The organism is Stenotrophomonas sp. S49 (assembly GCF_016624905.1).
In the GTDB taxonomy this organism is placed as follows: Bacteria; Pseudomonadota; Gammaproteobacteria; order Xanthomonadales; family Xanthomonadaceae; genus Stenotrophomonas.
In genome coordinates, this window is the sequence record NZ_JACVUD010000019.1 from 23,799 (window position 1) to 47,406 (window position 23,608).

General features: G+C 66.0%; 19 protein-coding genes. 8 read left to right on the forward strand and 11 right to left on the reverse strand.

The window, feature by feature from the left end:
* Genes IAE58_RS06420 through IAE58_RS06430 form a run of 3 tightly spaced genes read right to left on the reverse strand, consistent with a single transcriptional unit; the run spans nucleotide 1 to nucleotide 3,765 of the window.
* Nucleotides 1-1,314: an FAD-binding oxidoreductase gene (locus IAE58_RS06420; RefSeq protein WP_199933093.1), complete on the reverse strand. Its 1,314-nt coding sequence runs from the start codon at nucleotides 1,312-1,314 to the stop codon at nucleotides 1-3.
* Nucleotides 1,311-2,708 carry a UbiA family prenyltransferase gene (locus tag IAE58_RS06425; protein ID WP_199933113.1) on the reverse strand — a complete coding sequence of 466 codons (1,398 nt, stop codon included), beginning with the start codon at nucleotides 2,706-2,708 and terminating at the stop codon, nucleotides 1,311-1,313. The genes IAE58_RS06420 and IAE58_RS06425 overlap by 4 nt, the downstream gene beginning before the upstream one ends.
* 58 nt (nucleotides 2,709-2,766) lie before the next feature.
* On the reverse strand, nucleotides 2,767-3,765 hold the full coding sequence (locus tag IAE58_RS06430) for a lysylphosphatidylglycerol synthase transmembrane domain-containing protein (protein ID WP_233614781.1): 999 nt from the start codon (nucleotides 3,763-3,765) through the stop codon (nucleotides 2,767-2,769).
* A gap of 277 nt (nucleotides 3,766-4,042) precedes the next feature.
* On the opposite strand from IAE58_RS06430, the gene IAE58_RS06435 reads away from it, so the two are divergent.
* Entirely contained in the window at nucleotides 4,043-4,906 is an 864-nt protein-coding gene (locus tag IAE58_RS06435) for a phytanoyl-CoA dioxygenase family protein (protein ID WP_233614783.1), read from the forward strand.
* A gap of 41 nt (nucleotides 4,907-4,947) precedes the next feature.
* Here IAE58_RS06435 and IAE58_RS06440 read toward each other — a convergent pair whose 3' ends face one another.
* From IAE58_RS06440 to IAE58_RS06455, 4 genes are all read right to left on the reverse strand, one after another.
* Nucleotides 4,948-6,699, reverse strand: a complete 1,752-nt coding sequence (locus tag IAE58_RS06440) for an LTA synthase family protein (RefSeq protein ID WP_233614785.1) — start codon at nucleotides 6,697-6,699, stop codon at nucleotides 4,948-4,950.
* Nucleotides 6,700-7,109: 410 nt separating this feature from the next.
* Complete coding sequence (locus IAE58_RS06445; RefSeq protein ID WP_199933094.1) at nucleotides 7,110-7,493, reverse strand: GtrA family protein; 384 nt, start codon at nucleotides 7,491-7,493, stop codon at nucleotides 7,110-7,112.
* Between the two features lie 59 nt (nucleotides 7,494-7,552).
* A complete protein-coding gene (locus IAE58_RS06450) occupies nucleotides 7,553-8,491 on the reverse strand; it encodes an electron transfer flavoprotein subunit alpha/FixB family protein (protein WP_199933095.1) in 939 nt (312 codons plus the stop codon).
* Nucleotides 8,491-9,237 carry an electron transfer flavoprotein subunit beta/FixA family protein gene (locus IAE58_RS06455; protein ID WP_199933096.1) on the reverse strand — a complete coding sequence of 249 codons (747 nt, stop codon included), beginning with the start codon at nucleotides 9,235-9,237 and terminating at the stop codon, nucleotides 8,491-8,493. The genes IAE58_RS06450 and IAE58_RS06455 overlap by 1 nt, the downstream gene beginning before the upstream one ends.
* Before the next feature lie 287 nt (nucleotides 9,238-9,524).
* Here IAE58_RS06455 and rfbB point away from each other — a divergent pair, with 287 nt between their 5' ends.
* From rfbB to rfbD, 4 genes are read left to right on the forward strand one after another with little or no spacing between them, the layout of a single operon-like run.
* Nucleotides 9,525-10,580 (forward strand): dTDP-glucose 4,6-dehydratase, encoded by a 1,056-nt coding sequence (gene rfbB, locus IAE58_RS06460; protein WP_199933097.1) that lies wholly within the window; start codon nucleotides 9,525-9,527, stop codon nucleotides 10,578-10,580.
* Between the two features lie 14 nt (nucleotides 10,581-10,594).
* A complete protein-coding gene (gene rfbA / locus IAE58_RS06465; protein ID WP_108761175.1) occupies nucleotides 10,595-11,482 on the forward strand; it encodes a glucose-1-phosphate thymidylyltransferase RfbA in 888 nt (295 codons plus the stop codon).
* On the forward strand, nucleotides 11,479-12,036 hold the full coding sequence (gene rfbC, locus IAE58_RS06470; RefSeq protein ID WP_199933098.1) for a dTDP-4-dehydrorhamnose 3,5-epimerase: 558 nt from the start codon (nucleotides 11,479-11,481) through the stop codon (nucleotides 12,034-12,036). Before rfbA ends, rfbC begins: the two co-directional genes overlap by 4 nt.
* Complete coding sequence (gene rfbD / locus IAE58_RS06475; RefSeq protein ID WP_199933099.1) at nucleotides 12,033-12,932, forward strand: dTDP-4-dehydrorhamnose reductase; 900 nt, start codon at nucleotides 12,033-12,035, stop codon at nucleotides 12,930-12,932. Before rfbC ends, rfbD begins: the two co-directional genes overlap by 4 nt.
* Before the next feature lie 125 nt (nucleotides 12,933-13,057).
* Here rfbD and IAE58_RS06480 read toward each other — a convergent pair whose 3' ends face one another.
* The 3 genes from IAE58_RS06480 to IAE58_RS06490 all read right to left on the reverse strand — a co-directional run bounded on the left by IAE58_RS06480 (nucleotide 13,058) and on the right by IAE58_RS06490 (nucleotide 19,233).
* A complete protein-coding gene (locus IAE58_RS06480) occupies nucleotides 13,058-14,461 on the reverse strand; it encodes a mannose-1-phosphate guanylyltransferase/mannose-6-phosphate isomerase (protein WP_199933100.1) in 1,404 nt (467 codons plus the stop codon).
* A gap of 14 nt (nucleotides 14,462-14,475) precedes the next feature.
* The gene (locus tag IAE58_RS06485; protein WP_199933101.1) at nucleotides 14,476-15,822 is read right to left on the reverse strand and encodes a phosphomannomutase; all 1,347 of its coding nucleotides are present in this window, start codon (nucleotides 15,820-15,822) and stop codon (nucleotides 14,476-14,478) included.
* A 96-nt stretch (nucleotides 15,823-15,918) separates the two neighbouring features.
* Nucleotides 15,919-19,233: a DEAD/DEAH box helicase gene (locus IAE58_RS06490; protein WP_199933102.1), complete on the reverse strand. Its 3,315-nt coding sequence runs from the start codon at nucleotides 19,231-19,233 to the stop codon at nucleotides 15,919-15,921.
* Between the two features lie 164 nt (nucleotides 19,234-19,397).
* Between IAE58_RS06490 and IAE58_RS06495 the strand changes: the two genes are divergently transcribed.
* Together IAE58_RS06495 and IAE58_RS06500 are read left to right on the forward strand one after the other, a co-directional pair.
* On the forward strand, nucleotides 19,398-20,129 hold the full coding sequence (locus IAE58_RS06495; RefSeq protein WP_108748443.1) for a CoA transferase subunit A: 732 nt from the start codon (nucleotides 19,398-19,400) through the stop codon (nucleotides 20,127-20,129).
* Between the two features lies 1 nt (nucleotide 20,130).
* Nucleotides 20,131-20,763 (forward strand): CoA transferase subunit B, encoded by a 633-nt coding sequence (locus tag IAE58_RS06500; RefSeq protein WP_199933103.1) that lies wholly within the window; start codon nucleotides 20,131-20,133, stop codon nucleotides 20,761-20,763.
* Between the two features lie 32 nt (nucleotides 20,764-20,795).
* Here the strand turns inward: IAE58_RS06500 and IAE58_RS06505 are convergent, their stop codons facing one another.
* On the reverse strand, nucleotides 20,796-22,853 hold the full coding sequence (locus tag IAE58_RS06505; RefSeq protein WP_199933104.1) for a glycoside hydrolase family 99-like domain-containing protein: 2,058 nt from the start codon (nucleotides 22,851-22,853) through the stop codon (nucleotides 20,796-20,798).
* Between the two features lie 118 nt (nucleotides 22,854-22,971).
* Here IAE58_RS06505 and IAE58_RS06510 point away from each other — a divergent pair, with 118 nt between their 5' ends.
* Nucleotides 22,972-23,562, forward strand: a complete 591-nt coding sequence (locus IAE58_RS06510) for an alpha-ketoglutarate-dependent dioxygenase AlkB (protein WP_199933105.1) — start codon at nucleotides 22,972-22,974, stop codon at nucleotides 23,560-23,562.
* Nucleotides 23,563-23,608: the final 46 nt, after the last annotated feature.

Consider the following 23,608-nt stretch of genomic DNA (forward strand, 5'->3'; position numbering starts at 1 on the left):
TTACTCCATCACCCGGCGCCAGAAGCCGGATGAGAATCGGGGGTCGATGAAGCGGGAGAATGCTTCCCAGGCCGGGTAGGCCTGGCGGAACAGGGGGCCGGACATGCGTGCGTCCTTGGCCGCATACACCGCACCACCGGCGTCGCTGACGATGCGGTCCAGGCGGTCGAGCATCTTCAACAGGTCGGCGCCGTCGTTGGGGAAATCCAGCGCCAGGGTGGTACCCGGCCGCGGGAAGGAGAGCATGCCCGGTGAGGGCCGGTCACCGAACTCCTTCAGCACCGCCAGGAACGAACCGCGCCCGCTGCGGGCGATTTCGCCCAGCAGCGCGGCAGTGGCATCGCGTGCAGTGACTGGCGGTAGTACGCACTGGTGCTGCAGGAAGCCTCGTGGGCCATACATGCGGTTCCAGTGGTTGATGCCGTCCAGCGGATAGAAGTAGCTCTGGTAGTGCGAGACGTGGCGTGCGCGGCGCGCCGGCTGGCGCCAGTAATACAGCGTATTGAACGGGCGCAGGGTAAGGCTGTTGACCAGCGACACCGGAGGCACCAGCGGCATGCTGCGCTTGGGCGCCGAACTGGGCGTGGCCGCCTGCGCGTCGCCCGGTGCATGGTCGCCGCGCAGGAAGTGCCCGCGGCCCAGCGCGCTGCCCTTGGCCAGGCAGTCGATCCAGGCAACGGTGTACTCGAAGTCATTGGCCGAATCGCGCGACAGCGCGAAGAACTCGTCCAGGTTGTCGAAGCGGATCGATTCGGTTTCGATCCACGGGCCGGGCACGCGCCGCAGCTGCAGTTCAGCCCAGGTGATGAAGCCGGTCAGGCCCAGACCGCCCACGGTGGCGGCGAACAGGCCAATGTCGTCGGCCGGGCTGAGCTGCTGGCGAAGCCCATCGCTGCGCAGCAATTCCAGGCAACGCACGTGGTGGCCGAAGGTGCCGGCACGATGATGGTTCTTACCATGCACATCGTTGCCGATCGCACCGCCCACCGTGGCATAGCGCGTACCCGGGGTGACCGGCAGGAACCAGCCACGCGGCAACGCGATATCCAGGATGTCGGCCAGGGTGACCCCGGCCTCGCAGCGCACGATGCCGGTGGACGGATCGAAGTCGATGAAGCGGTCCAGGGCGCGGCTGGTCAGCAGCGTGGCGCCCGGGTTCAGGCAACTGTCGCCGTAGCTGCGGCCATTGCCGTGGGGCAGCACCGTGCCGCCTTCCGGCGGCAGCGGCAGCAGCGCCGCACGGTCGAGCACCGGAACGATCCGCTGTTCGACCCGCGGGTAGCGACCCCATGACTGGCCGAGCGCTGCACTCATATGGCGATCAGCACGATCAGTACGCACAGCGCGATGACGATCTGGCTGCCGCGGTCCATGGCCGCGAACACGATCGGGTCATCATGCATGTCGCCGCGGTGGGAGACGATCCACATGCGGCTGATCCAGTACAGCAGGATCGGGCACAGCAGCCACAGCAGCTTGGGGTTCCTGTACAGCTCCATGCTCTCGGGGCTGTTGATGTAGAGCGCGAACACCAGCACGCCGATATAGCCGGCGGCGGCACCCAGCGACTGCACCAGCGGCAGGTCGGCCACCGAGTAGCCGCGGCCGATGGCCATTTCCTTGCCGTTGGCCAGCGCCGAAGCCAGTTCGGTGTAGCGCTTGAGCATGGCCAGGCTGAGGAACACGAACATCGAGAACGCCAGCAGCCAGAACGACAGTTCCGAATTGATCGCCACCGTGCCGCCGATGATGCGCACCGTATACAAGGCCGCCAGCAACACCACGTCGATCATGACGATGCGCTTGAGCTTCAGCGAATAGCCCAGGGTCATCACGTAGTAGCACAGCAGCACGCCGGCGAAGGCCGGGCTGCACCACAGTGCCAATGCGAAGCCGGCCAGGGTGATCAGCGGTGCCACCAGCAGGCCGTGCAGCAATGGCAGCGTGCCGGCGGCGAAGGGCCGCTTGCGCTTGCGCGGGTGCATGCGGTCCGGGGTGAGGTCCAGCAGATCGTTCAGCAGGTAGACGCCGGAAGCACACAGGCCGAAGGCCAGGAAGGCCACCGCTGCGTCGGCAATGGCAACTGGATCCAGGAAGCGGTGGGCGGTCAGCAAGGGCACCAGCACCAGCAGGTTCTTCAGCCACTGGTACACGCGCAGGGCCTTGATCCAGGTCAGCAGGCCGCCGTTGTGGGCGGGCAGGTGGGCCAGGAATTCGGTCTGGCGGGCGGCATCGCGGGCCAGGCTGCTGCCGTTGTTCACCACGATGGCGCCACCGGCGCGCGCCCAGACCTTCAGGTCGACGCGGCCGTTGCCCATGTAGTCGAAGCCACGTTCACCGAAACGCTCGGCCAGCGCGGCGCCCTTGTTGTTGCCCGACAGGTTGGTGTGGCCATCGCTGGCCATCACTTCTTCGAACAGCCCCAGATGGTCGGCAATCGGCTGCACCAGCAGTCGGTCAGACGCCGTGCACAGCACGCGCGGCCGTTGCGTGGTGGTGCGCAGGATCTCCAGCACCCGCTCGTCGTAGGGCAGCGTTTCGGCGGGTAGCTGCACGCGCGAGGCCAGCTGGCGCTTCACATGAGCCTTGCCACGCAGCAGCCAGAACGGCACCAGGAAGATGTACAGGGGGTTGTGGGCCAGCAGGGCCAGCAGCGATTCGTACAGGATGTCCGAGCGCAGCAGGGTGCCATCCAGGTCGACGCACAGGGCACGGTGTTCAATAGGCAAAATTCTGCGCTCCGGTGTGCAGTAGGTGCATGGCGGGTCAAGAGGGGCGGGAGGATGAAAGTTGCGAGCGGGTCGACTGCAGTTCGAGGTTGGTCATGGCCAGCATGCCCACGACCACGGCCAGCCACAGGCTGGTCAATCGAATGCCGACGGCGACCGCCAGCGCAGCCTCCAGCGACGCGCCCGTGCGGGTCAGCATCAGGACGATGGCGGCCTCGGTTGTGCCAACGCCGCCGGGGATGAATGACACCGCGCCCGCCAGCATGGCGATGGGATAGATTCCCAAGGCTTGGTGCCAATCCAGATCGAGGCCAACGGCAGCGCAGAGCATGGCGAATGCCACGGCCGTCACGAGCCAGGCGAGCGTTCCCCATGCCAGGCCTGGCAGTGCAGCATTTGGCTTCCACAACGGACCAGCGGTGATCAGGCCTTCGACCAGGAAGGTGAGAAGGCGTTTGAGTGGTGCGCCGGGGATCACTCGGGTCAGCCCCATAAGACGTGTCTGCAGCCAGCGGCTGCAGCTGGTAACAATTACCAGCATCAACAGGGCCAGAACAACCGCAAGCACCGCGCCCAGTGCCGGCACCAGCGTGGCCGCGCTCAGGCCCAGCACTGTGAGAATCAACAGGTCCTGGCTTCGCTCATGGATGAAGGTGCCAAGCACTGCCCGCGGCGGTACGCCCATATCCGCGAAGTAGCGGATGCGTAGCAGTTCGCCAGCTTTTCCAGGGGAGGCGGTGAACGCAAAACCTGCCAGGTAGGCGCGTAGTCCCCGCCATCGAGCGACAGAGTGCCCCTGCCGCCGCAGCGCGCCGTGCCATCGTTGGTAGCGCAGTGCAAAGCTGACCAGCACTAGGGCTGCACAGGCCAGCAACGGTCCACCCAGAGCGGTCAGCCGTTCCAGTGCTTGTGTATCCCGGTCCACATACCCCAGTACGGCCAAATATCCCGCAGTCACCAGGGACAGCAGGAATACGCCACGCCATCGGGGCGGTCTGGGCGGCGAAAAGCCGTCGTGGGGCGGGAGCAGGCGCAAGTTGGGGGGCTCCGCGCAGGTCGGTTAGGGGGCGAGTCAGCATTCTAACGACATTGTTTGACGCTTTTGACGTCTTCACGCCGTAATCAGCACGGCGTCTCGGTGTCTTAGCGCTTGCCGTGATAACCTACCCCGCAGCCGGCGGTCTAAGTTGCCAAGTGATAGCGTGGCGCTTGCCGGGCAGGGGGGGGGGGACGGGGTCTGCGCGCTTGGCGGCAACTCCGGAATCCCGAGCGGGCTTCCCGGTAGGGAAGCTGTGTCACTCAAGGAAAAAGTAATGGGTCTGTTGGATTTCATCTGGGGTTCGCGCGATAAGGATAAAAAGCCCCTGCCGCACACAGCAGTCTCAGCGGCTGCCAATCTGCATGAGCAGGGGTTCGTGCACCTGCCTGGTGTGTTGACGGCCGAGGAGTGCGACCGAATCTGCGACGCATTCAATGATTACGTCGACCAGCACCGCGAGGAGGCTGACAGGTTTGTCATGCAGACCGGCAGGCATTCGCGCTTGACCAACATGCATCTTGTCAGCGAGGCGGCCCAGCTTGCGATCAGCAAGCCCCTGGTGATGGACACGCTGGACGTGTTCTTCTCGGATCGCGCATTCGTGGCGACGTCGCTCTTCTTCGAGCAGTCCAGCGAGCAGGCGATCCATCGCGATACCCCGTTCTTCCATACCCGTCCGAACAAAATGTTCGCGGGAATCTGGTTCGCGCTTGAAGACGTGCATGCCGATGCCGGTCCGCTGCAGTATTTCCCGGGCGGCCACAAGATCGAGATCGAGCCGATCCAGGCGGCTGGCACCGCGCCGTCAGAGCTTGGCGATGCGTTCAATCGCTACATCGGACGGGTCGCAGAAGAAGTGAACCGTCGTGCTATTCCGCCGCACATCGCCCTGATCAAGAAGGGTGACTGCTTCATCTGGCACCCGGAACTGCCGCATGGCGGAACGCCCATCCGTTCGCCGGGCATGACCCGCAAGAGCATGGTGTTCCACTGTGCGCCGGAGCAGGAAACCATGTACGGCATCGAGGAGTTCTTTGGCGCGGTACCCTTCGCGCCCAAGGAAATCCGCAAGGTGCCGATGATGGCAGGGCGCTCCATGCTGCAGCTGGAACGGCCGATGTTCGCACCGAACAACTGATTGCTGGATCCGGAGCGCCGCACGGTGCTCCGGAATGCCGGTCATCGGGTATCGATGATCAGGTCCATCGATTTGTAGCGCTCGATGGTGTCCCGCGACTGTTCGTAATGCCCCTTCTGTTCTGCGGGAACGTAGTACTCCGAATAGGAGGCCTGGGCATCGGTCAGGATGTATTCGATCCCGATGTTGGAGACGCGGTCCAGTGCGCACTGTTCGAACAGCGTGCAGCCCAGGAACAGGTTGTGCGCGTCCTGCACGTTCAGCAGGCTCAGCAACGAGGGGGCCAGGTCAAGTGAATTCTTGCCGCCTGCATCGATGGTGCGATGCTCCACGCCCTTCCAGTAGATAAGGAATGGGATCGTGTCCACGAAGTAGCCTTGCACCCGGCTGTCTGCGGCGACTGCGTTCGGCCCCGGGAAGGTGGAGTGATCCGCGGTGATCACCAGCATGGTGTTCTCGTGGAGCCGGCTGGCCATGAAGCGCTCAATGAAGTGGCCAATGTCCCGGTCGTATGTATGGAAGCGATTGAGGACGATGTTGTCGCCCTTGCCGTACTTGCTTTCCCCATCCAGGAATGCATGGGTCTGGAAATTGTACGCGGCCGCGAAGAACGGCTTGTCGGCCGGTTGCGCCTCCAGCTCCGATAGCATGCTGTCAAACAGCTGGGTGTCGGACAGGTACTTCGGTCGTGCCTGCTGTGCCCCTTTGCGGATGTGGGTTTCATACAGATAGTCGCGACCCAGGACGCGGTCAAAGCCCAGGGTCCCGATCATCTTGTTGATGTACTCCTGCTGCGACAGGAAGAACATGCTGTTGTAGCCCTGTGCGCGAAGTACATCCGCGATGCTGGCACGGGAAACTGCGGTAACGTCCGCCGAGACGTCGCGCTGACCGATGCCGGTGCCTTCCTCGTTGTAGCCATCGACCTCCTGGTGGCCTGAGGTCAGCTGCCCGCGCAGACCGCGGAATGTGGCGGCCGTATGGTTGTAGTAGTTGGTGACAACCAGCGAACCGCCGGCCAGGCGGTCCAGGTTTGGGGTGACGCCCGCATGCGCGCTGTCATATGTATCCATCCAGCGCGCCGACATGCCTTCGGTAAAGATGACAATGACATTCGGTTTCGCTGGAAGGCTGGCCGTCATCTCGGCCGGGAATCCCTGCTGGTAGATCTTTTTCCTCGAAAATTCGGCTCGTGCGTCCAGCAGTTCCGTGGCAGTGAGCTGTGCACGGCCATTCATGCCAAGGAAGGTGGCATAGGAGCGCAGGAACGACGTCACCGGGGCCTCGCCTCGCGCTACGACAATCCCTCGCGCCAGGGGTTGGTCATGAACGAGACCGGCATAGGCGGTCGTTGCCATTGCCAGGAACACCACGGAGGTACGTAGGCTGAAGCGTGGTTCGTCGGCGCGATGGGCTGTCGCGAAGGCGATGAAGGCAAGCAGATAGGCGCCCAGCATCGCGTAAACACCGTTGAACGCGATCAGGCCCACCACTTCCTGGTTGGTGAAGGCAATGGGTGGCATCAGTCCGCCGGACAGCCAGACCGAATAGAGCTGGGCGACGTAGACGAAGCCTGCCACCGCAGGAAGCACCAGAGCCAAGATCCGTAACCAGCGGTTGCGGACGCCGAGTGCAAGGTGGGTAACCAGATCGATCAGTGCCAGTTCCAGCAGGAAACTGGTGGCCAGATACAGAAGATCGGCATGGGTGTAGTAGCGGTACATCCGCAGCAGCAGTACGCCGGTCAACAATCCAGCAACGCAGGTGCCCCATGCCGGGAGTCGCCGCGACATGTTCAAGATACTTGTACTCATCAGCCTGATGGAAGAATCTCCAAGGAATTCTTCCTGCGTGCCTCTAGGGAATGGAATGGCGCGCGGGGCCGGATTGGAATGATCGGCGCTCCTTGCGGGGCCGGATCATAAGCGTTCTTCACCTTGCTGTCACATCAATGACTGCGCGACGAAACATGCTGAAAAGCGGTGTTTTGATACGTGCTGAAACATTCCGCAGTGGCAGTGCTGGAAAATTGGCCGAAACAGGCGAAGTGCTCGTTGAAATGCGACTGGCTCTCATCCGTGCATAAAAAAAACCGACATCGCTGGATGTCGGTTCATGGTTCCGAAACGTACTGTTCTTCAGTTGGCGCGCATGCGGGCTGTTGTCACTTGCGACAGGCTGCGCTCCCCCGCATGTGGCAGCGTTACGCAGTGCGCTTGCTGAAAACCAATCGCGAGAAGATCAGATAATTCCAGCCAGCGATCATGCCCATGACGAGAAACTTGGCGACGAGCGGATGCATTGCGGCAGGTCCCACCATCAGCAACATCGCCAGATTGCCGGCGGCTAGATTGATGCCGGCAATTACTGCGTACTTGACCAGCTCCTGCCCGGCACTCCCCTCGCTGCGGAACACCCAGTGACGATTCAGCAGAAAGCTGACCACAAAGCCACACGCGAAGCTGAGCGATTGGCTGGCCAGCAGCCAGTCCGGGCCTAGCGTGGTCTGCAGGATGAAGAACGCGGCATATTCGACGGCAGCGGCAGAGCCACCGGAAATCAGGAAGCGTAGAAATCGATGTGACATGGGGTATCCGGTCGGTGTGCCAGGGCATCGCGCAGCGACGCCCTGGCTGCCAACAGACGTCAAAGCGCCTTTTCCAGCTCCGGCAGGATCGCAAACAGATCCCCGACCAGGCCGATGTCGGCAATCTCAAAGATCGGGGAGTCCGGATCCTTGTTGATCGCCACGATCGTGCCGGCATCCTTGATGCCGGTCAGGTGCTGGATGGCACCGCTGATGCCCACGGCCACGTACAGTTCCGGCGCGATGATCTTGCCGGTCTGGCCCACCTGCAGATCGCTGGGCACGTAGCCGGCGTCAACCGCGGCACGCGAGGCGCCGACGGCGGCGCCGAGCTTGTCGGCCAGCTGGAAGATGACCTTGAAGTTCTCTTCCGAACCGACGCCGCGGCCACCGGAGACCACGCGCTTGGCGGCCTGCAGGTCCGGGCGGTCGCTGGCACCGGCGGCCAGGCCGACGAAGCGGGTGTGGGTCGGCAGGGCCGCATCCACGCTGGCTGCTTCAACGGTGGCATTGCCGCCCTGGGCCGCTTCCGGCCAGGAGGCGGCGCGCACGGTGGCGACCACGATCTGGTCGGCCGGGGCTTCCACGGTGATGATGGCGTTGCCGGCGTAGATCGGGCGCTTGAAGGTGTGGCTGCCTTCCACGCTCATCAGGTCGGACACCTGGTTGACGCCCAGCAGGGCGGCCACGCAGGGCATCAGGTCCTTGCCGAAGGTGGTGGACGGGCCGAACACGTGGCTGTAGCCCTTGGCCAGCTGCGCGATCTGCGGGGCCAGCACCTGGGCAATGGCCTGCGCATTGGCGGCGTTGGCCACGGTCAGGACCTTGGCCACGCCGGCGATCTTCGCGGCTTCAGCAGCAACGGCGGCCGGGTCGGCGGCCAGCACCAGCACGTCGATGCTGGCACCGCTGATGGCGGCGGCGGCGCTGACGGTCTTGGCGGTGGCGGCGTTGAGCTTGCCGTCGTGGTGCTCGGCGATGACGAGAATCTTGCTCATTACAGCAGCCCCTTCTGCTTGAGTGCGGCAACCAGTTCGGCCGCGTCCTTGACCATCACACCCTTGCTGCGCTTGGACGGCGCGGCGTACTGGGTGGTCTTGAAGGTGTCGGCGGCTTCAACGCCCAGATCGGCCAGCTGCAGGGTATCCAGCGGCTTGGCCTTGGCCTTCATGATGTCCGGCAGCTTGATGAAGCGCGGCTCGTTCAGGCGCAGATCGGTGGTGACCACCGCCGGCAGGTCCACTTCCAGCGTTTCCAGGCCGGCGTCGACTTCGCGGGTGACCGTGGCCTTGCCGTCGGCAATGTCCAGCTTGCTGGCGAAGGTCGCCTGCGGGCGGCCCCACAGCGTGGCCAGCATCTGCCCGGTCTGGTTGGCATCGTCGTCGATGGCCTGCTTGCCCAGGATCACCAGGTCCGGCTGTTCCTTCTCGATCAGCTTGAGCAGGGTGCGCGAGGCGGTCAGCGGCTGGATGGCCTGGTCGGTCACCACGTGGATGGCGCGGTTGGCGCCCATGGCCAGGCCGTTGCGCAGGTGCGCCTGGGCGTCGGCCGGGGCGATGGTGGCGACCACCACTTCCGTCGCGATGCCCTTGTCGCGCAGGCGCAGCGCTTCTTCCAGTGCGATTTCATCGAAGGGGTTGGGGGACAGCTTGACGCCGTCGGTGACCACGCCGGAACCGTCCGGCTTGACCTGAATGCGGACGTTGTAGTCCACCACGCGCTTGTACGCGACGAGGATTTTCATCTGGTACTCGATCCTTGTAGTGCCGGCCGTTGGCCGGCTCACAGTAACGGGAAACGTCCGGTCCTCGCACAGCAACCGGTTCGGGGGTGGGATCTGGATTCTAACTGGCCTTGCGTGACCATGCGAATGCGTATGGTTTTGTTGCGCTGCGTCAAAAAACCCTGAATCTGCCTGCGCCGTTCACCTCGTGCAGGCAGTCGTGAAGAACGCCGCCCTGTATGCTGTGGCGCTGCGTCGGAGCACCTGCGGGTGCTCCCAGGATGAATTCACTAACAGGAGAACAGGTAGTGCCCACTTGGCTTGTCACCGGCGGCGCCGGCTTCATTGGCGGTAACTTCGTTCTCGAAGCCGTTGCCCGCGGCATCAAGGTCGTGAACCTGGATGCGCTTACCTATGCCGGCAACCTGAAGACCCTGTCCAGCCTGGACGGCAACCCGAACCACGTGTTCGTGCAGGGCGACATCGGCGACCGCGCCCTGGTGGCGCGCCTGCTGGCCGAACACCAGCCCGATGCCGTGCTGAATTTCGCTGCCGAAAGCCATGTGGACCGTTCCATCGACGGCCCGGGCGCCTTCATCCAGACCAACGTGGTGGGTACCTTGGGCCTGCTGGAAGCGGTGCGTGACCACTGGAAGGGCCTGCCGGCCGAGCAGGGCGCGGCCTTCCGCTTCCTGCACGTGTCCACCGACGAGGTGTACGGCACCCTGGGCGAGACCGGCAAGTTCAGCGAAACCACCCCGTATGCGCCCAATTCGCCGTACTCGGCGTCCAAGGCAGCGTCGGACCATCTGGTGCGCGCGTTCCACCACACCTACGGGCTGCCGGTGCTGACCACCAACTGCTCGAACAACTACGGCCCGTACCATTTCCCGGAAAAGCTCATTCCGCTGGTGATCGCCAAGGCGCTGGCCGGCGAGCCGCTGCCGGTGTACGGCGACGGCAAGCAGGTGCGCGACTGGCTGTTCGTGACCGACCACTGCGAAGCGATCCGTACCGTGCTGGCCAAGGGCCAGGTGGGCGAGACCTACAACGTGGGCGGCAATTCGGAAAAGCAGAACATTGAAGTGGTGCATGCGATCTGCGCGCTGCTCGATGCACGCCGCCCGCGCGACGATGGCCAGCCGCGCAGCAGCCAGATCACCTACGTGACCGACCGCCCCGGCCATGACCGCCGCTACGCGATCGATGCGTCCAAGCTGAAGAACGATCTGGGCTGGGAGCCGGCGTACACCTTCGAACAGGGCATCGCCTTCACCGTTGACTGGTACCTGGACAACCAGGAATGGGTGAACGGCGTGCTGGATGGCAGTTACCGCCTGCAGCGCATCGGCACTTCGGCCTGAACCCGGGAGACGACATGACCCAACGCAAAGGCATCATTCTGGCCGGCGGTTCCGGCACGCGGCTGTATCCGATCACCAAGGGCGTCAGCAAGCAGCTGCTGCCGGTGTACGACAAGCCGATGATCTACTACCCGCTGAGTGTGCTCATGCTGGCGGGCATCCGTGAAGTGCTGATCATCAACACCCCGCACGAACAGGCCCTGTTCCAGCAGCTCCTGGGCGATGGTTCGCAGTGGGGCATGGATATCCAGTACGCCGTGCAGCCCAGCCCCGATGGCTTGGCCCAGGCCTACCTGATCGGCAAGGACTTCGTGGGCGGCAAACCGAGCTGCCTGGTGCTGGGCGACAACATCTTCCACGGCCACGGCCTGCGCGAAGTGCTGCGCAACGCCGACCAGCGTGACCAGGGCGCCACCGTGTTCGGTTACTGGGTGAATGACCCGGAACGCTACGGCGTGGCCGAATTCGACAAGAACGGCAAGGTCATCGACCTGGTGGAAAAGCCGGAGAACCCGCGTTCCAACTACGCGGTGACCGGTCTGTACTTCTACGACGGCAACGCCAGCGACTACGCCGCCGAGCTGAAGCCTTCGCCGCGGGGCGAGCTGGAGATCACCGATCTGAACCAGCGCTACCTGCGCGAGGGCCACCTGCACCTGGAAGCGCTGGGCCGCGGTTATGCCTGGCTCGATACCGGCACCCACCAGTCGCTGCTGGAAGCGTCCAACTTCATCGAGACCATCCAGACCCGCCAGGGCCTGCAGGTCTGCTGCCCGGAGGAAATCGCCTTCGGCAAGGGCTGGATCAGCGCCGAGCAGCTGGAAGCACTGGCTGCACCGCTAATCAAGAATGGCTACGGCCAGTACCTGCACAAGCTCGCATTGCGTGGAGTCGTTCCGTGAAAGTGATTGAAACCAAGTTGCCCGGCTGCGTGGTGATCGAACCGGCCGTGTTCGGCGATGCCCGCGGCTATTTCTTCGAAACCTGGAATGCCGAGCGCTTCGCTGCACTGGGCCTGCCGGACCGCTTCGTGCAGAGCAACGTGTCCACCTCGGCCAAGGGCGTGCTGCGCGGCCTGCATTACCAGTGGCCGCGCCCGCAGGGCAAGCTGGTCAGCGTGCTGGAAGGCGAGGTTTATGACGTGGCCGTCGATATCCGTCGCGGCTCGCCGACCTTCGGCCAGTGGGAAGCGGTGGTGCTGAGCGCGGAGAACAAGAAGCAGTTCTGGATTCCGGAAGGCTTCGCGCATGGGTTTGCGGTGCTGTCCGAACGTGCGGTCTTCAGCTACCTGTGCACCGAGGTCTACCTGAAGGACTTCGATGCCGGCGTGCGCTGGAACGATGCCGATATCGCCGTGGACTGGCCGATCAGTGCGCCGACGCTGTCGGCCAAGGATGAGGCCGCGCCCTTCCTGAAGGACATCGCCGAGGACCGCCTGCCGGTCTACATCGCATGACCGTGCTGGTGTTTGGCGGCAACGGGCAGGTCGGACAGGAACTGCTGCGCGCACTGGCCCCGCTGGGGCCGGGGGTGGCGACCACGCGCAGTGGCCAGTTGCCCGATGGCCGTGCCTGTGAAGTGGCCGACTTCGGCCAGCCTGACAGTCTGCCGGCGCTGCTGGACCGCCTGCAGCCGTCGGTGGTGGTGAATGCCGCTGCCTACACGGCGGTGGATCGTGCCGAACAGGACGCGGAGGCCGCCTTCGCGGCCAACGCGCAGGCGCCGGGCGTGATCGCGCGCTGGTGCGCGGCCCACGGCGTGCCGTTCGTGCATTACTCCACTGACTACGTGTTCGATGGCCAGGGCAGCGCGCCGTATCGGGAAGACGAGCCGACCGCACCGCTGGGCGTGTACGGCACCAGCAAGCGCGACGGCGAGGATGCCGTGCGTGCCGCAGGTGGGCGCCATCTGATCTTCCGCACTGCGTGGGTGTATGCCTCGCATGGCGCGAACTTCCTGCGCACCATGCTGCGCGTGGGCGCCGAGCGTGACCAGCTGCGGGTGGTGGCCGACCAGATCGGCACGCCGACCCCGGCCGCGCTGATTGCCGATGTGACCGCGCAGGCGCTGCAGCATCCGGACCAGCTGTCGGGCACCTGGCACCTGACTGCCAGTGGCCAGACCAGCTGGCATGGCTTTGCCGAGGCGATCTTCGCGCAGGCACTGGCGAGTGGCGTGCTGGCGAAAGTGCCGGCGGTGGAAGCCATTGCCAGTTCCGAGTACCCGACCCCGGCCAAGCGTCCGGCCTGGTCGGTGCTGGACAACCGCAAGCTGCAGCAGGACTTCGGCATCGAACTGCCGGCATGGCAGGACGGCTTGAAGCGGGTGATGGCGGAGATTGCCACCTCGTAGAGTCGAGCTTGCTCGACTATGCGGCGCCGCTCCGCTCGTGGATCCACGCATGGCGTGGATCTACTGGTCAGAGAAGGGGTCAGAGCCCGTTGCGCAGCAACGGGATCCGACCCCGGCGGTCCAACTCAGCTGCGCCCGTAGGTGTCCTCGAAGCGCACGATATCGTCTTCGCCCAGGTAGCTGCCCGACTGCACTTCGATCAGTTCCAGCGGCAGCTTGCCCGGATTGCGCAGGCGGTGGGTCACGCCCAGCGGAATGTAGGTGCTCTGGTTCTCGCTGAGCAGGATCACTTCATCGCCACGGGTCACTTCGGCGGTGCCGCTGACCACGATCCAGTGCTCGGCACGGTGGTGGTGCATCTGCAGGCTGAGCGTGCCACCGGGCTTGACGGTGATGCGCTTGACCTGGAACCGCTCGCCGTTGTCGATGGAATCGTAGGCGCCCCACGGGCGGTAGACCTTGCGGTGCCAGGTGGCTTCGCTGCGGCCATCGGCCTTCAGCTGCGCCACCACGGTCTTGACCTCCTGCATGCGGTCGGCCTTGCCGACCAGCACCGCGTCGTCGGTCTCGACCACGATCACATCATCCAGGCCGACCATGGCCACCAGGCGCTGGCCGTAGGCGTAGGTGTTGCGGCAGTCGATGGCGATCACATCGCCCTGGTGGGCGTTGCCGTCACCATCCTGCTGCGACACATCGCGCAGCGCCGTCCAGGAACCGACATCGTTCCAGCCGGCATCCAGCGGCACGACCACGGCATCGGCAGTCTTTTCCATTACCGCGTAGTCGATCGAATCCGACGGCACGGCGGCGAAGGCATCCTTGTCCAGGCGGGTGAAGTCGGCATCGCGGCGCGCCTGCTGCCAGGCGCTGCGGCTGCCGGCCAGCATCTGCGGCTGGAAGCGCTCCAGTTCCTGCAGATAGCGCGAGGCCTTGAACAGGAACATGCCGCTGTTCCAGTAGTACTGGCCGCTGGCCACGTAGCCGCTGGCGGTTTCCAGGTCGGGCTTCTCGACGAAGCGCTCGACCGCACGCACGCCCTGGCCGTCGGCGGCCTTGATGTAGCCGTAGCCGGTTTCCGGGCCGGTCGGCACGATGCCGAAGGTAACCAGCTTGCCAGCCTCGGCCGCACCAGCGGCGGCCTGCACGGCGCTGCGGAACGCGGCTTCGTTGGTGATCACGTGGTCCGACGGCAGCACCAGCAGCAGCGCATCGGCGCCGTCACGGGTGGCCTCCAGAGCGGCCACGGCAATGGCCGGGGCGGTGTTGCGGCCCATCGGTTCCAGGATGATCGCGGCCGGTTCGGCACCGACCTGCTGCAGCTGTTCGGCCGCCACGAAGCGATGTTCCTCGTTGGCGATCACCAGCGGGCCGCGGCTGGCGATCGGCGCCACGCGCTGCCAGGTGGCCTGCAGCATGGTGCTGTCGCCGGCCAGGGGCAGGAACTGCTTCGGGTAGGCTTCGCGCGACAACGGCCACAGGCGCGTGCCGGAACCACCGGACAGGATGACGGGTTGGACGATGCTCATTGGCAGGATTCCGCTCAGGCCTTCAGCAAGGCTGCAATTTCGTCGGTGCGCGCCTGCATCAGCGCTGCGTCGCCACGGGCTTCCACGTTCAGGCGCAGCAGCGGCTCGGTATTGGAGCTGCGCAGGTTGAAGCGCCACTGGCCGAAATCGGCGCTGATGCCATCGGTGTGGTCCAGCGCCGGTGCCTGGTCCGCGAAGTGCGCCATCACCCGGGCCACGGCGGCCTTGGCATCGGCCACCTTGAAGTTGATTTCGCCGCTGCACGGGTAGGCCGCCATGCGGTCTTCCACCCAGTCGGCCAGCGAACGCCCACTTTCAGAGACCAGCTGCGCGATCAGCAGCCACGGAATCATGCCCGAGTCGGCATAGGCGAATTCGCGGAAATAATGGTGCGCGCTCATCTCGCCGCCATACACGGCATCTTCGGCGCGCATCTTTTCCTTGATGAAGGCATGGCCACTCTTGCACAGCACCGGCACGCCGCCGGCCTGTTCCACCATGTCGGTGGTGTTCCAGACCAGGCGTGGGTCGTGCACGATCTTGCCGCCCGGGTTGCGCGCCAGGATCGCCTTGGCCAGCAGGCCGACCAGGTAGTAGCCCTCGATGAAGCGGCCGCTGTGGTCGAAGAAGAAGCAGCGGTCGAAGTCACCGTCCCAGGCAATGCCGAAATCGGCGCCGTGTTCGCGCACCGCCTCGGCCGTTGCCGCGCGGTTTTCCGGCAGCAGCGGGTTGGGAATACCGTTGGGGAAATTGCCATCGGGCTCATGGCAGATGCGGATGAACTCGAACGGCAGGTGCGGTGCCAGCAGGTCGACGATGGCGCCGGCGCCACCGTTGCCGGCGTTGACCACCAGCTTCAGCGGCTTCAGCTTGCCGGCATCCACGTAGCTCAGCAGGTGCTGGATGTAGGCGCGCTTGTCGTGCTGCGCGGTCTGCGCGGCACTCGGCGGCTGCTCGCTGCCGGTATCGGCGGCCACGGCATCGGAAATGGCGAACAGGCCGGTGTCGGAACTGATCGGCCGCGCGTTTTCCTTCACCAGCTTCATCCCGTTGTAGTCCATCGGGTTGTGGCTGGCGGTCACCATCACGCCGCCGGCCGCACCCAGGTGGTCGGTCTGGAAATAGACTTCCTCGGTGCCGCACAGGCCGATGTCGATCACTTCGCGGCCCACGCCGCGCAGGCCCGCGGCCAGCGCATCCTGCAGGGCCGGGCTGGTCAGGCGCACGTCGTGGCCCAGCACGACCGGACCGGGGCCGAGCTGCGCGGCCAGGGCCACGCCGATACGGCGGGCCAGGTCTTCGTTCAGTTCTTCCGGCACGCGGCCGCGGATGTCATAGGCCTTGAAGGCGGGCAGGGGCATCGAGCGAGTCCTTGGTGATATCAGCTGGCTAGTGTAATCCCAGCCCTGTGTGGGAATCGTTTCCATTGCCCCAATGACAGCTGACCGGCGCATGGCTCAGGTGGTGCTGGCCTTCCGCCGCCGCCGCGCCTTCGGTGTCACCCCCGGCAACGGCGCCAGCAGCGCCTCCAGATCCTCGTCGTTGAAGCGCGGTGCGGCCGAGTCGGCGCCTTCCAGCAGGGTGTCGGCCAGTGCGGCCTTGCGCTGCTGCAGCTCGGCGATGCGTTCTTCGATGCTGCCGGCGGCAATCAGCCGGTACACGAACACCGGTTGCTGCTGGCCGATGCGGTGCGCACGGTCGGTGGCCTGGTTTTCCGCTGCGGGATTCCACCAGGGGTCGAAATGGATGACCGTGTCGGCCGCGGTCAGGTTCAGGCCCACGCCGCCGGCCTTCAGGCTGATCAGGAAGATCGGCACCTCGCCCTGCATGAAACGCTGCACCGGGGTGGCCCGGTCCTGGGTGTCGCCGGTCAGCTGCACATAGCCCAGGCCCAGCTCGTCCAGGGCCTGGCCGATCAGCGCCAACATGCTGGTGAATTGCGAGAACAGCAGGATGCGGCGGCCTTCTTCCACCATCTCCGGCAGCATGTCGCGCAGCAGTTCCAGTTTCGCCGATGGCGCCTGCCGGGCCGGCGCTTCACCGGGCAGCAGGCGCGGGTCGCAGCAGACCTGGCGCAGTTTCAGCAGCGCATCGAGCACCACGATGTGGCTGCGGCCCAGCCCCTGGCTGACTACCGCTTCGCGCACCTTGGCTTCCATTGATGCGCGCACGGTTTCGTACAGATCGCGCTGCGCGCCTTCCAGCGCCACGCTGCGGGTGATCAGCGTCTTGGCCGGCAGTTCGGTGGCCACCTGGTCCTTGCGCCGGCGCAGCATGAACGGGCGCAGACGCTGCGCCAGCAGGTGCGCGCGCTGCTGATCGGTGCCGCGCTCGATCGGGTGTCGCCAGTGCTGGTTGAACAGCTTTTCGCTGCCCAGCAGGCCGGGCAGCAGGAAATCGAACTGGGTCCACAGTTCGCCCAGATGGTTTTCCAGCGGCGTGCCGGTCAGGCACAGCCGGTGCCGTGCATGCAGCGTGCGCAGGGTGACCGCGGCGCGCGACTTCGGGTTCTTCACCTGCTGCGCCTCGTCCAGGATCAGCAGGTGGTAATCGTGGGCCTGCAGCGCGACTTCATCGCGCCACAGCAGCGGGTAGGTGGTCAGCACCAGATCGTGTTCGCCGATGCGCGCGAAGTCATCGGTGCGGTCATTGCCGTGCAGGACCAGCACGCGCAGGTCGGGGGTGAAGCGCGCGGCTTCGCTCTGCCAGTTGTGCAGCAGCGAGGTGGGCACCACCACCAGGGCCGGTTGCTGCAGGCGCCCGGCCTCTTTTTCCAGCAGGATGTGCGCCAGCGTCTGCAGGGTCTTGCCCAGGCCCATGTCGTCGGCCAGCACGCCGCCCAGGTCCTGCTGGCGCAGGTACTGCAGCCAGGCCAGGCCGTCGCGCTGGTACGGGCGCAGGGTGGCGGTCAGGCCGGCGGGCGGTTCCACATCGCCCAGCGCGGGCGCCTGCATCAGCCGCTGCACCAGCGCCCGGGTGTCCTTGCGGCTCTTGAACTGCAGGCGGGCATCGTCCTGCAATGCACGCAGGCGGCCACGGTCGCGCGCGGACAGGCGCAGGGCGCCGCCGCGCTGGGTGAACAGGTCGGCCAGCAGGGCGATGACCGGTTTCAACCGGCCGGCGCGCAGTGCGATGCGCGTGTTGTCGCCGGCCGACAGCAGGATGTTCTCGTCGTCGCCAATGCTGTCGATCTGCCCACGCAGCCAGCGCGGATCGGTCTGCAGCACCTGCTGCAGCAGCGGCGCCAGCGCCACGCTGCGGTCGTCGACCTGGATGTCCAGCGCCAGCGTGAACCAGCCTTCGTCCTTCGGGTCGGCCTGGATGTCCAGCTGGATATCGTCCACCCGGGTGATGCGGTGGCGGAAATCGTCGGCCGGCTCGATCTTCCAGCCCAGTGCCTCCAGGCGCGGCACTTCGTCCAGCAGGAAATGGGTCCAGTCGTGGGTGCGCAGGTCGAACTGCGGGCCGGCGCCATCCAGCACTGCGCGCGGGTTCTGATCGCGGTACAGCTGCGCGCTGCGCAGTTCGGTTTCGCGCCGGGCTTCTTCGGCCAGGTCGCGCGGCAGCAGGGCCAGGCGGCCCTCGGCATCGTGCGCGAACAGGGTGGGGTCATCCAGGAAGCGCACGTGTTCGTCGTACTCGAACGCCACGGTGGCCACGTCGGCCCACTGCGACGGCGCGCGGTAGCCCAGCCAGGCCGGCCGGAATTCGACGGTATGCAGGCGCAGCACCGGGGTCATGGCCTGCACCTGCAGCGTGGCGAGCGCGGCGTCGCCGCCGGGCCGCGGCAGCGCCGGGTCGATCTGCATCAGCAGCTGGGCCACGATGGGTTCTTCATTGGGCAGCAGCGGCGGCAGCTCCAGGAATTCGTCGGCGTCGGCCACGGCCACGTCCAGCAGCAGCGGTCCGACCTCGCCCGTGGCCGGATCCAGGTAGCAGGCCGATTGCCCCAGCACCATGCCCTGCGCACCGCCTTCCACCTCCAGCCACGGCGTGGGCAGGGTCGTGCCCTGCTGCGGCAGGGCGCGCCAGCCCAGGGTGCCACGGCGTGGTGCACCGCTGCGTGCGGGCACGCGCTGGCCCGGGCCGTCGCCATGGATCCAGCCATGGCCACTGGCCACGATCAGCTGCAGGGTCGCGTTGAAATCGAACTGGCGGCCCTTCATGCGGCCCTGGCGCAACGCCCACAGCTGCGCCAGCACGGCCACGTCGTCCTGGCTGAGGTAGCCGGGCGGTTCCAGCAGCAGGTCGGGGGTGACGTCCAGCAGCTTTTCGAAGGTGAGCGGTCCGCCGGCGGCCTGGTGGGTGCGGTGCGGCAGGATTGCCGGCCGGTTCTGGATGGTGGCCAAGTCGAACGCGATGCCACGCGGCTGTACGCGCGCCGGCGTGCTGCGCGCGGCCTGCCAGCGCGACAGTTCGTCCAGCAGTTCGGCACGCGGCGGCATGGCCAGGTCCTGCGCGCTCAGGGGTGTCGGGTCCTGCGCCAGCTCGGGTTCCAGCAGCTGGATGACCAGCACCGTGGCCACGTGCTTGCAGTTCTGCCCCACCGGGCAGGTGCAGTGGCTGTGCAGGCGGCTGCGCGCGGTGCGCGTGCTGGCGGCCAGGTCGATTTCCACGTGGTAGGGCTGGCGCGCGCTGCCTTGGACTTCGGCAGTCAGCAGATCGCCCTGCAGCTGCAGGTCGCGCACGCTGGACAGGTAGTGCGCGGTCTTCTGCAGCGTGCGTTCGTCGATCCAGCGCAGAAGGTCTTCGTCGGTGTAGGTCAGGGCCATCGCTACCTGCGGGGGCGGCGGCGTGGTGCGAGCCACGCTGCGTGGAGGGTGCGGCATTCTACCCAAAGCCCCTGCAACGCCCCGATAATGCTGCGGCGCATCCAGGGCCCGGGCGGGCCTGCGGCTAGAATGCCCTCATTCTTACCGTGCAGGGCAGTACAGCAATGCAGCAATCGACTTCCAGCAGCAAGCGCAGCAAGCGCTTCGCCTCGGCGGCACAGGCGCTGCAGGGCGTGGTCGCCGATGGCCAGATCCTGGCCGTGGGTGGCTTCGGCCTGTGTGGCATTCCCGAAGCGCTGATCGCGGCGCTGCGCGACAGTGGCGCCAAGGGCCTGACGGTCATTTCCAACAATGCGGGCGTGGACGGCTTCGGCCTGGGCCAGCTGCTGGAAACGCGGCAGATCAAGAAGATGATCTCGTCCTACGTGGGCGAGAACAAGGAATTCGAACGCCAGTTCCTGGCCGGCGAGCTGGAACTGGAGTTCAATCCACAGGGCACCCTGGCCGAGCGCCTGCGCGCCGGCGGTGCGGGCATCCCGGCGTTCTTCACCGCCACCGGCTACGGCACCGTGGTGGCCGAGGGCAAGGAAACCCGTGAATTCGACGGCAAGCACTACGTGATGGAAACCGCGCTGCGTGCCGACGTGGCCCTGGTGAAGGCGTGGAAGGCCGACGAGGCCGGCAACCTGGTGTTCCGCAAGACCGCGCGCAACTTCAACCCGGCCTGCGCGATGGCCGGCAAGGTGTGCATCGTGGAAGTGGAAGAGGTGGTGCCGGTGGGCGCGATCGATCCGGACCAGGTGCACCTGCCGGGCATCTACGTGCACCGCATCGTGCACAACCCGCATCCCGAAAAACGCATTGAACAGCGCACGATCCGCGCGGAGGGCAACTGAGATGGCGTGGACCCGTGACGAGATGGCGGCCCGCGCCGCCCGGGAATTGACCGATGGCGCCTACGTGAACCTGGGTATCGGCCTGCCGACCTTGGTGGCCAACCATATTCCCGAAGGCGTGGACGTGTGGCTGCAGTCGGAAAACGGCCTGCTCGGCATCGGCCCGTTCCCGACCGACAGTGAAGTGGACGCCGACCTGATCAACGCCGGCAAGCAGACCGTGACCGCGCGCGCCGGTGCCAGCTACTTCGGCAGCCACGACAGCTTCGCGATGATCCGCGGTGGCCACGTGAACCTGGCCATCCTGGGCGCCATGCAGGTGACCGACAAGGGTGACCTGGCCAACTGGATGGTGCCGGGCAAGATGGTCAAGGGCATGGGCGGTGCGATGGACCTGGTGGCCGGTGTGCAGCGCGTGGTGGTGCTGATGGAACACACCGCCAAGAACGGCGAGCACAAGATCCTGGCCGAATGCTCGCTGCCGCTGACCGGCGTGGGCGTGGTCGATCGCATCATCACCGACCTGGCCGTGTTCGACGTGACCGACAACGGTCTGGTGCTGGTGGAGGCCGCGCCGGGCGTGGGCGATGACGAACTGAAGGAAAAGACCGGCGTCGCGTTCGCACGCGCCTGATTGAAAGCACGGGGGCCGATGGCCCCCGCTGCTCAACTGCGGCGGGCGTAGGCGTAGTCGGTGCTGCTGGCTTCCGGCTCGCCCAGGCAGGCTGCTGCGGTGGCTGCGCGCAGACCGGTGTGTTCGCAGCAGGCGCCCAGCACGCGCTCGATGGCGTGGGCCAGGGTGCCATCGATCTGGCCCTGCTCAGGATCGAAGTCGCTGCGGTACAGATGCGCGTCCAGCAGCGGGCGCAACGCCTGCAGCCGCCACCAACCCATGCTGCCGGCGCCGAACACGCTGGCAGCGGGGTCCAGCGACAGGCCCAGGCGCGTGCGCAGCCGCTGCACCGTGGGGCCATTGCCGCCCATGAAATCGGCAACGGCCAGCAGATGACCTTCGGCAACCACCATGCCCAGGCTCGGGTCTGCCTGGAACGCTGCCAGGATGCGTGCGGCGCGGCCACCCTGCACCAGCCGCTGCAGCAGTTCCTGGCGCCATTGGTCACCATCGGCGCGATGGGTGGAGCGCTTGGTGTGCAGCTTCAGCACCACCTCGTGCCCATCCTGCAGCAGGCCTTCGGCAACCTGCAGGAACGGCAGGATGTCGCGGCCGTGGTTTTCCACGGCAACGATGTCACCCTGCAGTCCGTGCTGTACCAGCGCAACGCGAACCGCGTCGACCTGCGTTGCCGGTGTGGTTACCACCAGTCGCCAGTGCAGTGCCGTTTCCTTCACTGCCGACAGCACTTCCAGCAGGGTTTCCAAATACCACGCGTGCAGGTGCAGCGCCGGCTGTGGTTGCCTCGGCACTGCCGGCGACAACGCCTCACGGGTGGCCTGCAGCCAGGCATGGCCCAGCCGTGCGTCCGGTTCCAGCACGGCGCCCTCGGCCCACTCGTTCCAGGCATTGATGAACACCATGCGCTGGTTCTGCGGGGCCTGCGCCAGACGCTCATGCACGGTGCTGCGCAGCCAGTCGCGGTAGCCGCGCGGCGACGCATGCAGATACACGCGCCCGCGCCCGGAACGCCGGGCTTCGTTGTCCCAGCCTGGGTTGACCCCGGGATAGAGCGGGTAATCGGGCAGGGGGCGGGCGGCGATCTCGCTGGCCAGCTCGCGCCAGTCGCGCACATCGCCATTGAAGTCGGGGTTGAGCAGCCACTGCTGCGCCGACAGCGAGCGCGGGTTGCTCATGTTGGGCGGGAACTCGACCGCCGCATCGAAGCCGATCTGGCGCGGGTCCGGGCGTTCGAAGCCCTGCACATAGGCCAAGTGGATCTCGCCCACGGCGTTGTCGCGGCACCAGCGGCGCCAGCGCTCGGCGGTGGCGCGCGCATCGGGCAGCAGGTTCGGGCGGTAGACCAGCAGCATCGGCCGGCCATCGACCTTCAATGCACGGCGGTCGCGCAGGTACGGCGCCACGTGGGCGATGAATGCCAGGTCATCATCGGCGCTGTGCTGCTGGCCGATCAGGATGTCGTCGTCGCGGCCGTCCCAGCGCCGTGCCCAGTTTTCATTGGCCCAGCACAGGCAGAACGGCAGCGTGATGCTGTCATCGTCGAGCCACTGCCGCAGCGGATCTTCCATCAGCGTGCGGCCGCTGAACCAGTAGTAATAGAAGCAGAACGCGCCGATGCCGTGCTCGGCGGCAAGCTGCGCCTGGTCGCGCATCACCTGCGGATTGCGCAGGTCATAGAACCCCAGGTCGGCCGGCAGTCGCGGCTGGATGTGGCCTTCGAACTGCGGCAGCGCGCGGGTCACGTTGCGCCATTCGGTGAAGCCCTTGCCCCACCACGCGTCGTTCTCGGCAAAGGTGTGGAACTGCGGCAGGTAGAACGCGACCAGCGTGGCGGGCATCGGCTCCGGCAACGCGGCCGCCTGCTGCGGGCGGTGACCGATTGCGGGCTCGTCAGCGCGCCAGCGCAGCTGCGCGCTGGCCCGTGGGCCACCGGTGTCCTGCTGCCCCTTCGGCGGCGGGGGCACCCAGTCGCCATGTCGGGCCAGCAGACGGGTGCGCAGGCGGTCGCGCTGCGCCTGCGACATCGGCAACGCACGGAACACCGCGCGCAGCAGCGGGAACAGGGCCTGGCGCAGGCGGCTGCCGCTCATGGCTGGGCGCCCCGGTAGTGGGCGTGGACGGCAGGCGGCGGCAGCGTGGCAACGGTCATGCCGCCATTTTCGGTGCTGGCGGCCACGACGGCAAACCCGGCCGTGCTAGCGTGTGGCGATGCTGTTTCCCCAAGACCTGCCCGACGCGGATGTGCGCCACCTGCCGGGGTGGCTGTCCCCCGCTGCGGCCGATGCCCTGCTGCCGTCCCTGCAGGCGCAACTGCCGTGGGAGGTCCACCGCATCCGCATGTTCGGCAACTGGGTGGATTCGCCGCGCTTGAGCTGCTGGATCGGTGATCCGCAGGCGCGATACCGCTATTCCGGCGCACTGTTCGAACCGCGGCCGTGGACGCCGCTGCTGCAGGCGTTGCGTGAACGGCTGCTGGCCGAAGGCATCGGCCGCTTCAACAGCGTGCTGGTGAACCGCTACCGCAGCGGTGGGGATTACATGGGCTGGCATAGCGACGACGAGCCAGAGCTGGGGACTGAACCGCTGATCGCCTCGTTGAGCCTGGGCGCGGCACGCCGCTTCCTGTTGCGCCGCCGCGATGAACCGGCGCGCAAGGCCGAATTCCTGCTGGGCCATGGCGATCTGTTGCTGATGGGCGGCAGCACCCAGCGCTTTTACCAGCACGCGCTGCCGAAGATGGCGCGGGTGCAGGGCGAGCGCATCAACCTGACATTCCGGTGGATCACCCCGCGCGGGTGACGGTGGGGTCAGAGCCCTTCCCTGTGGGAAGGGATCCGACCCCTAC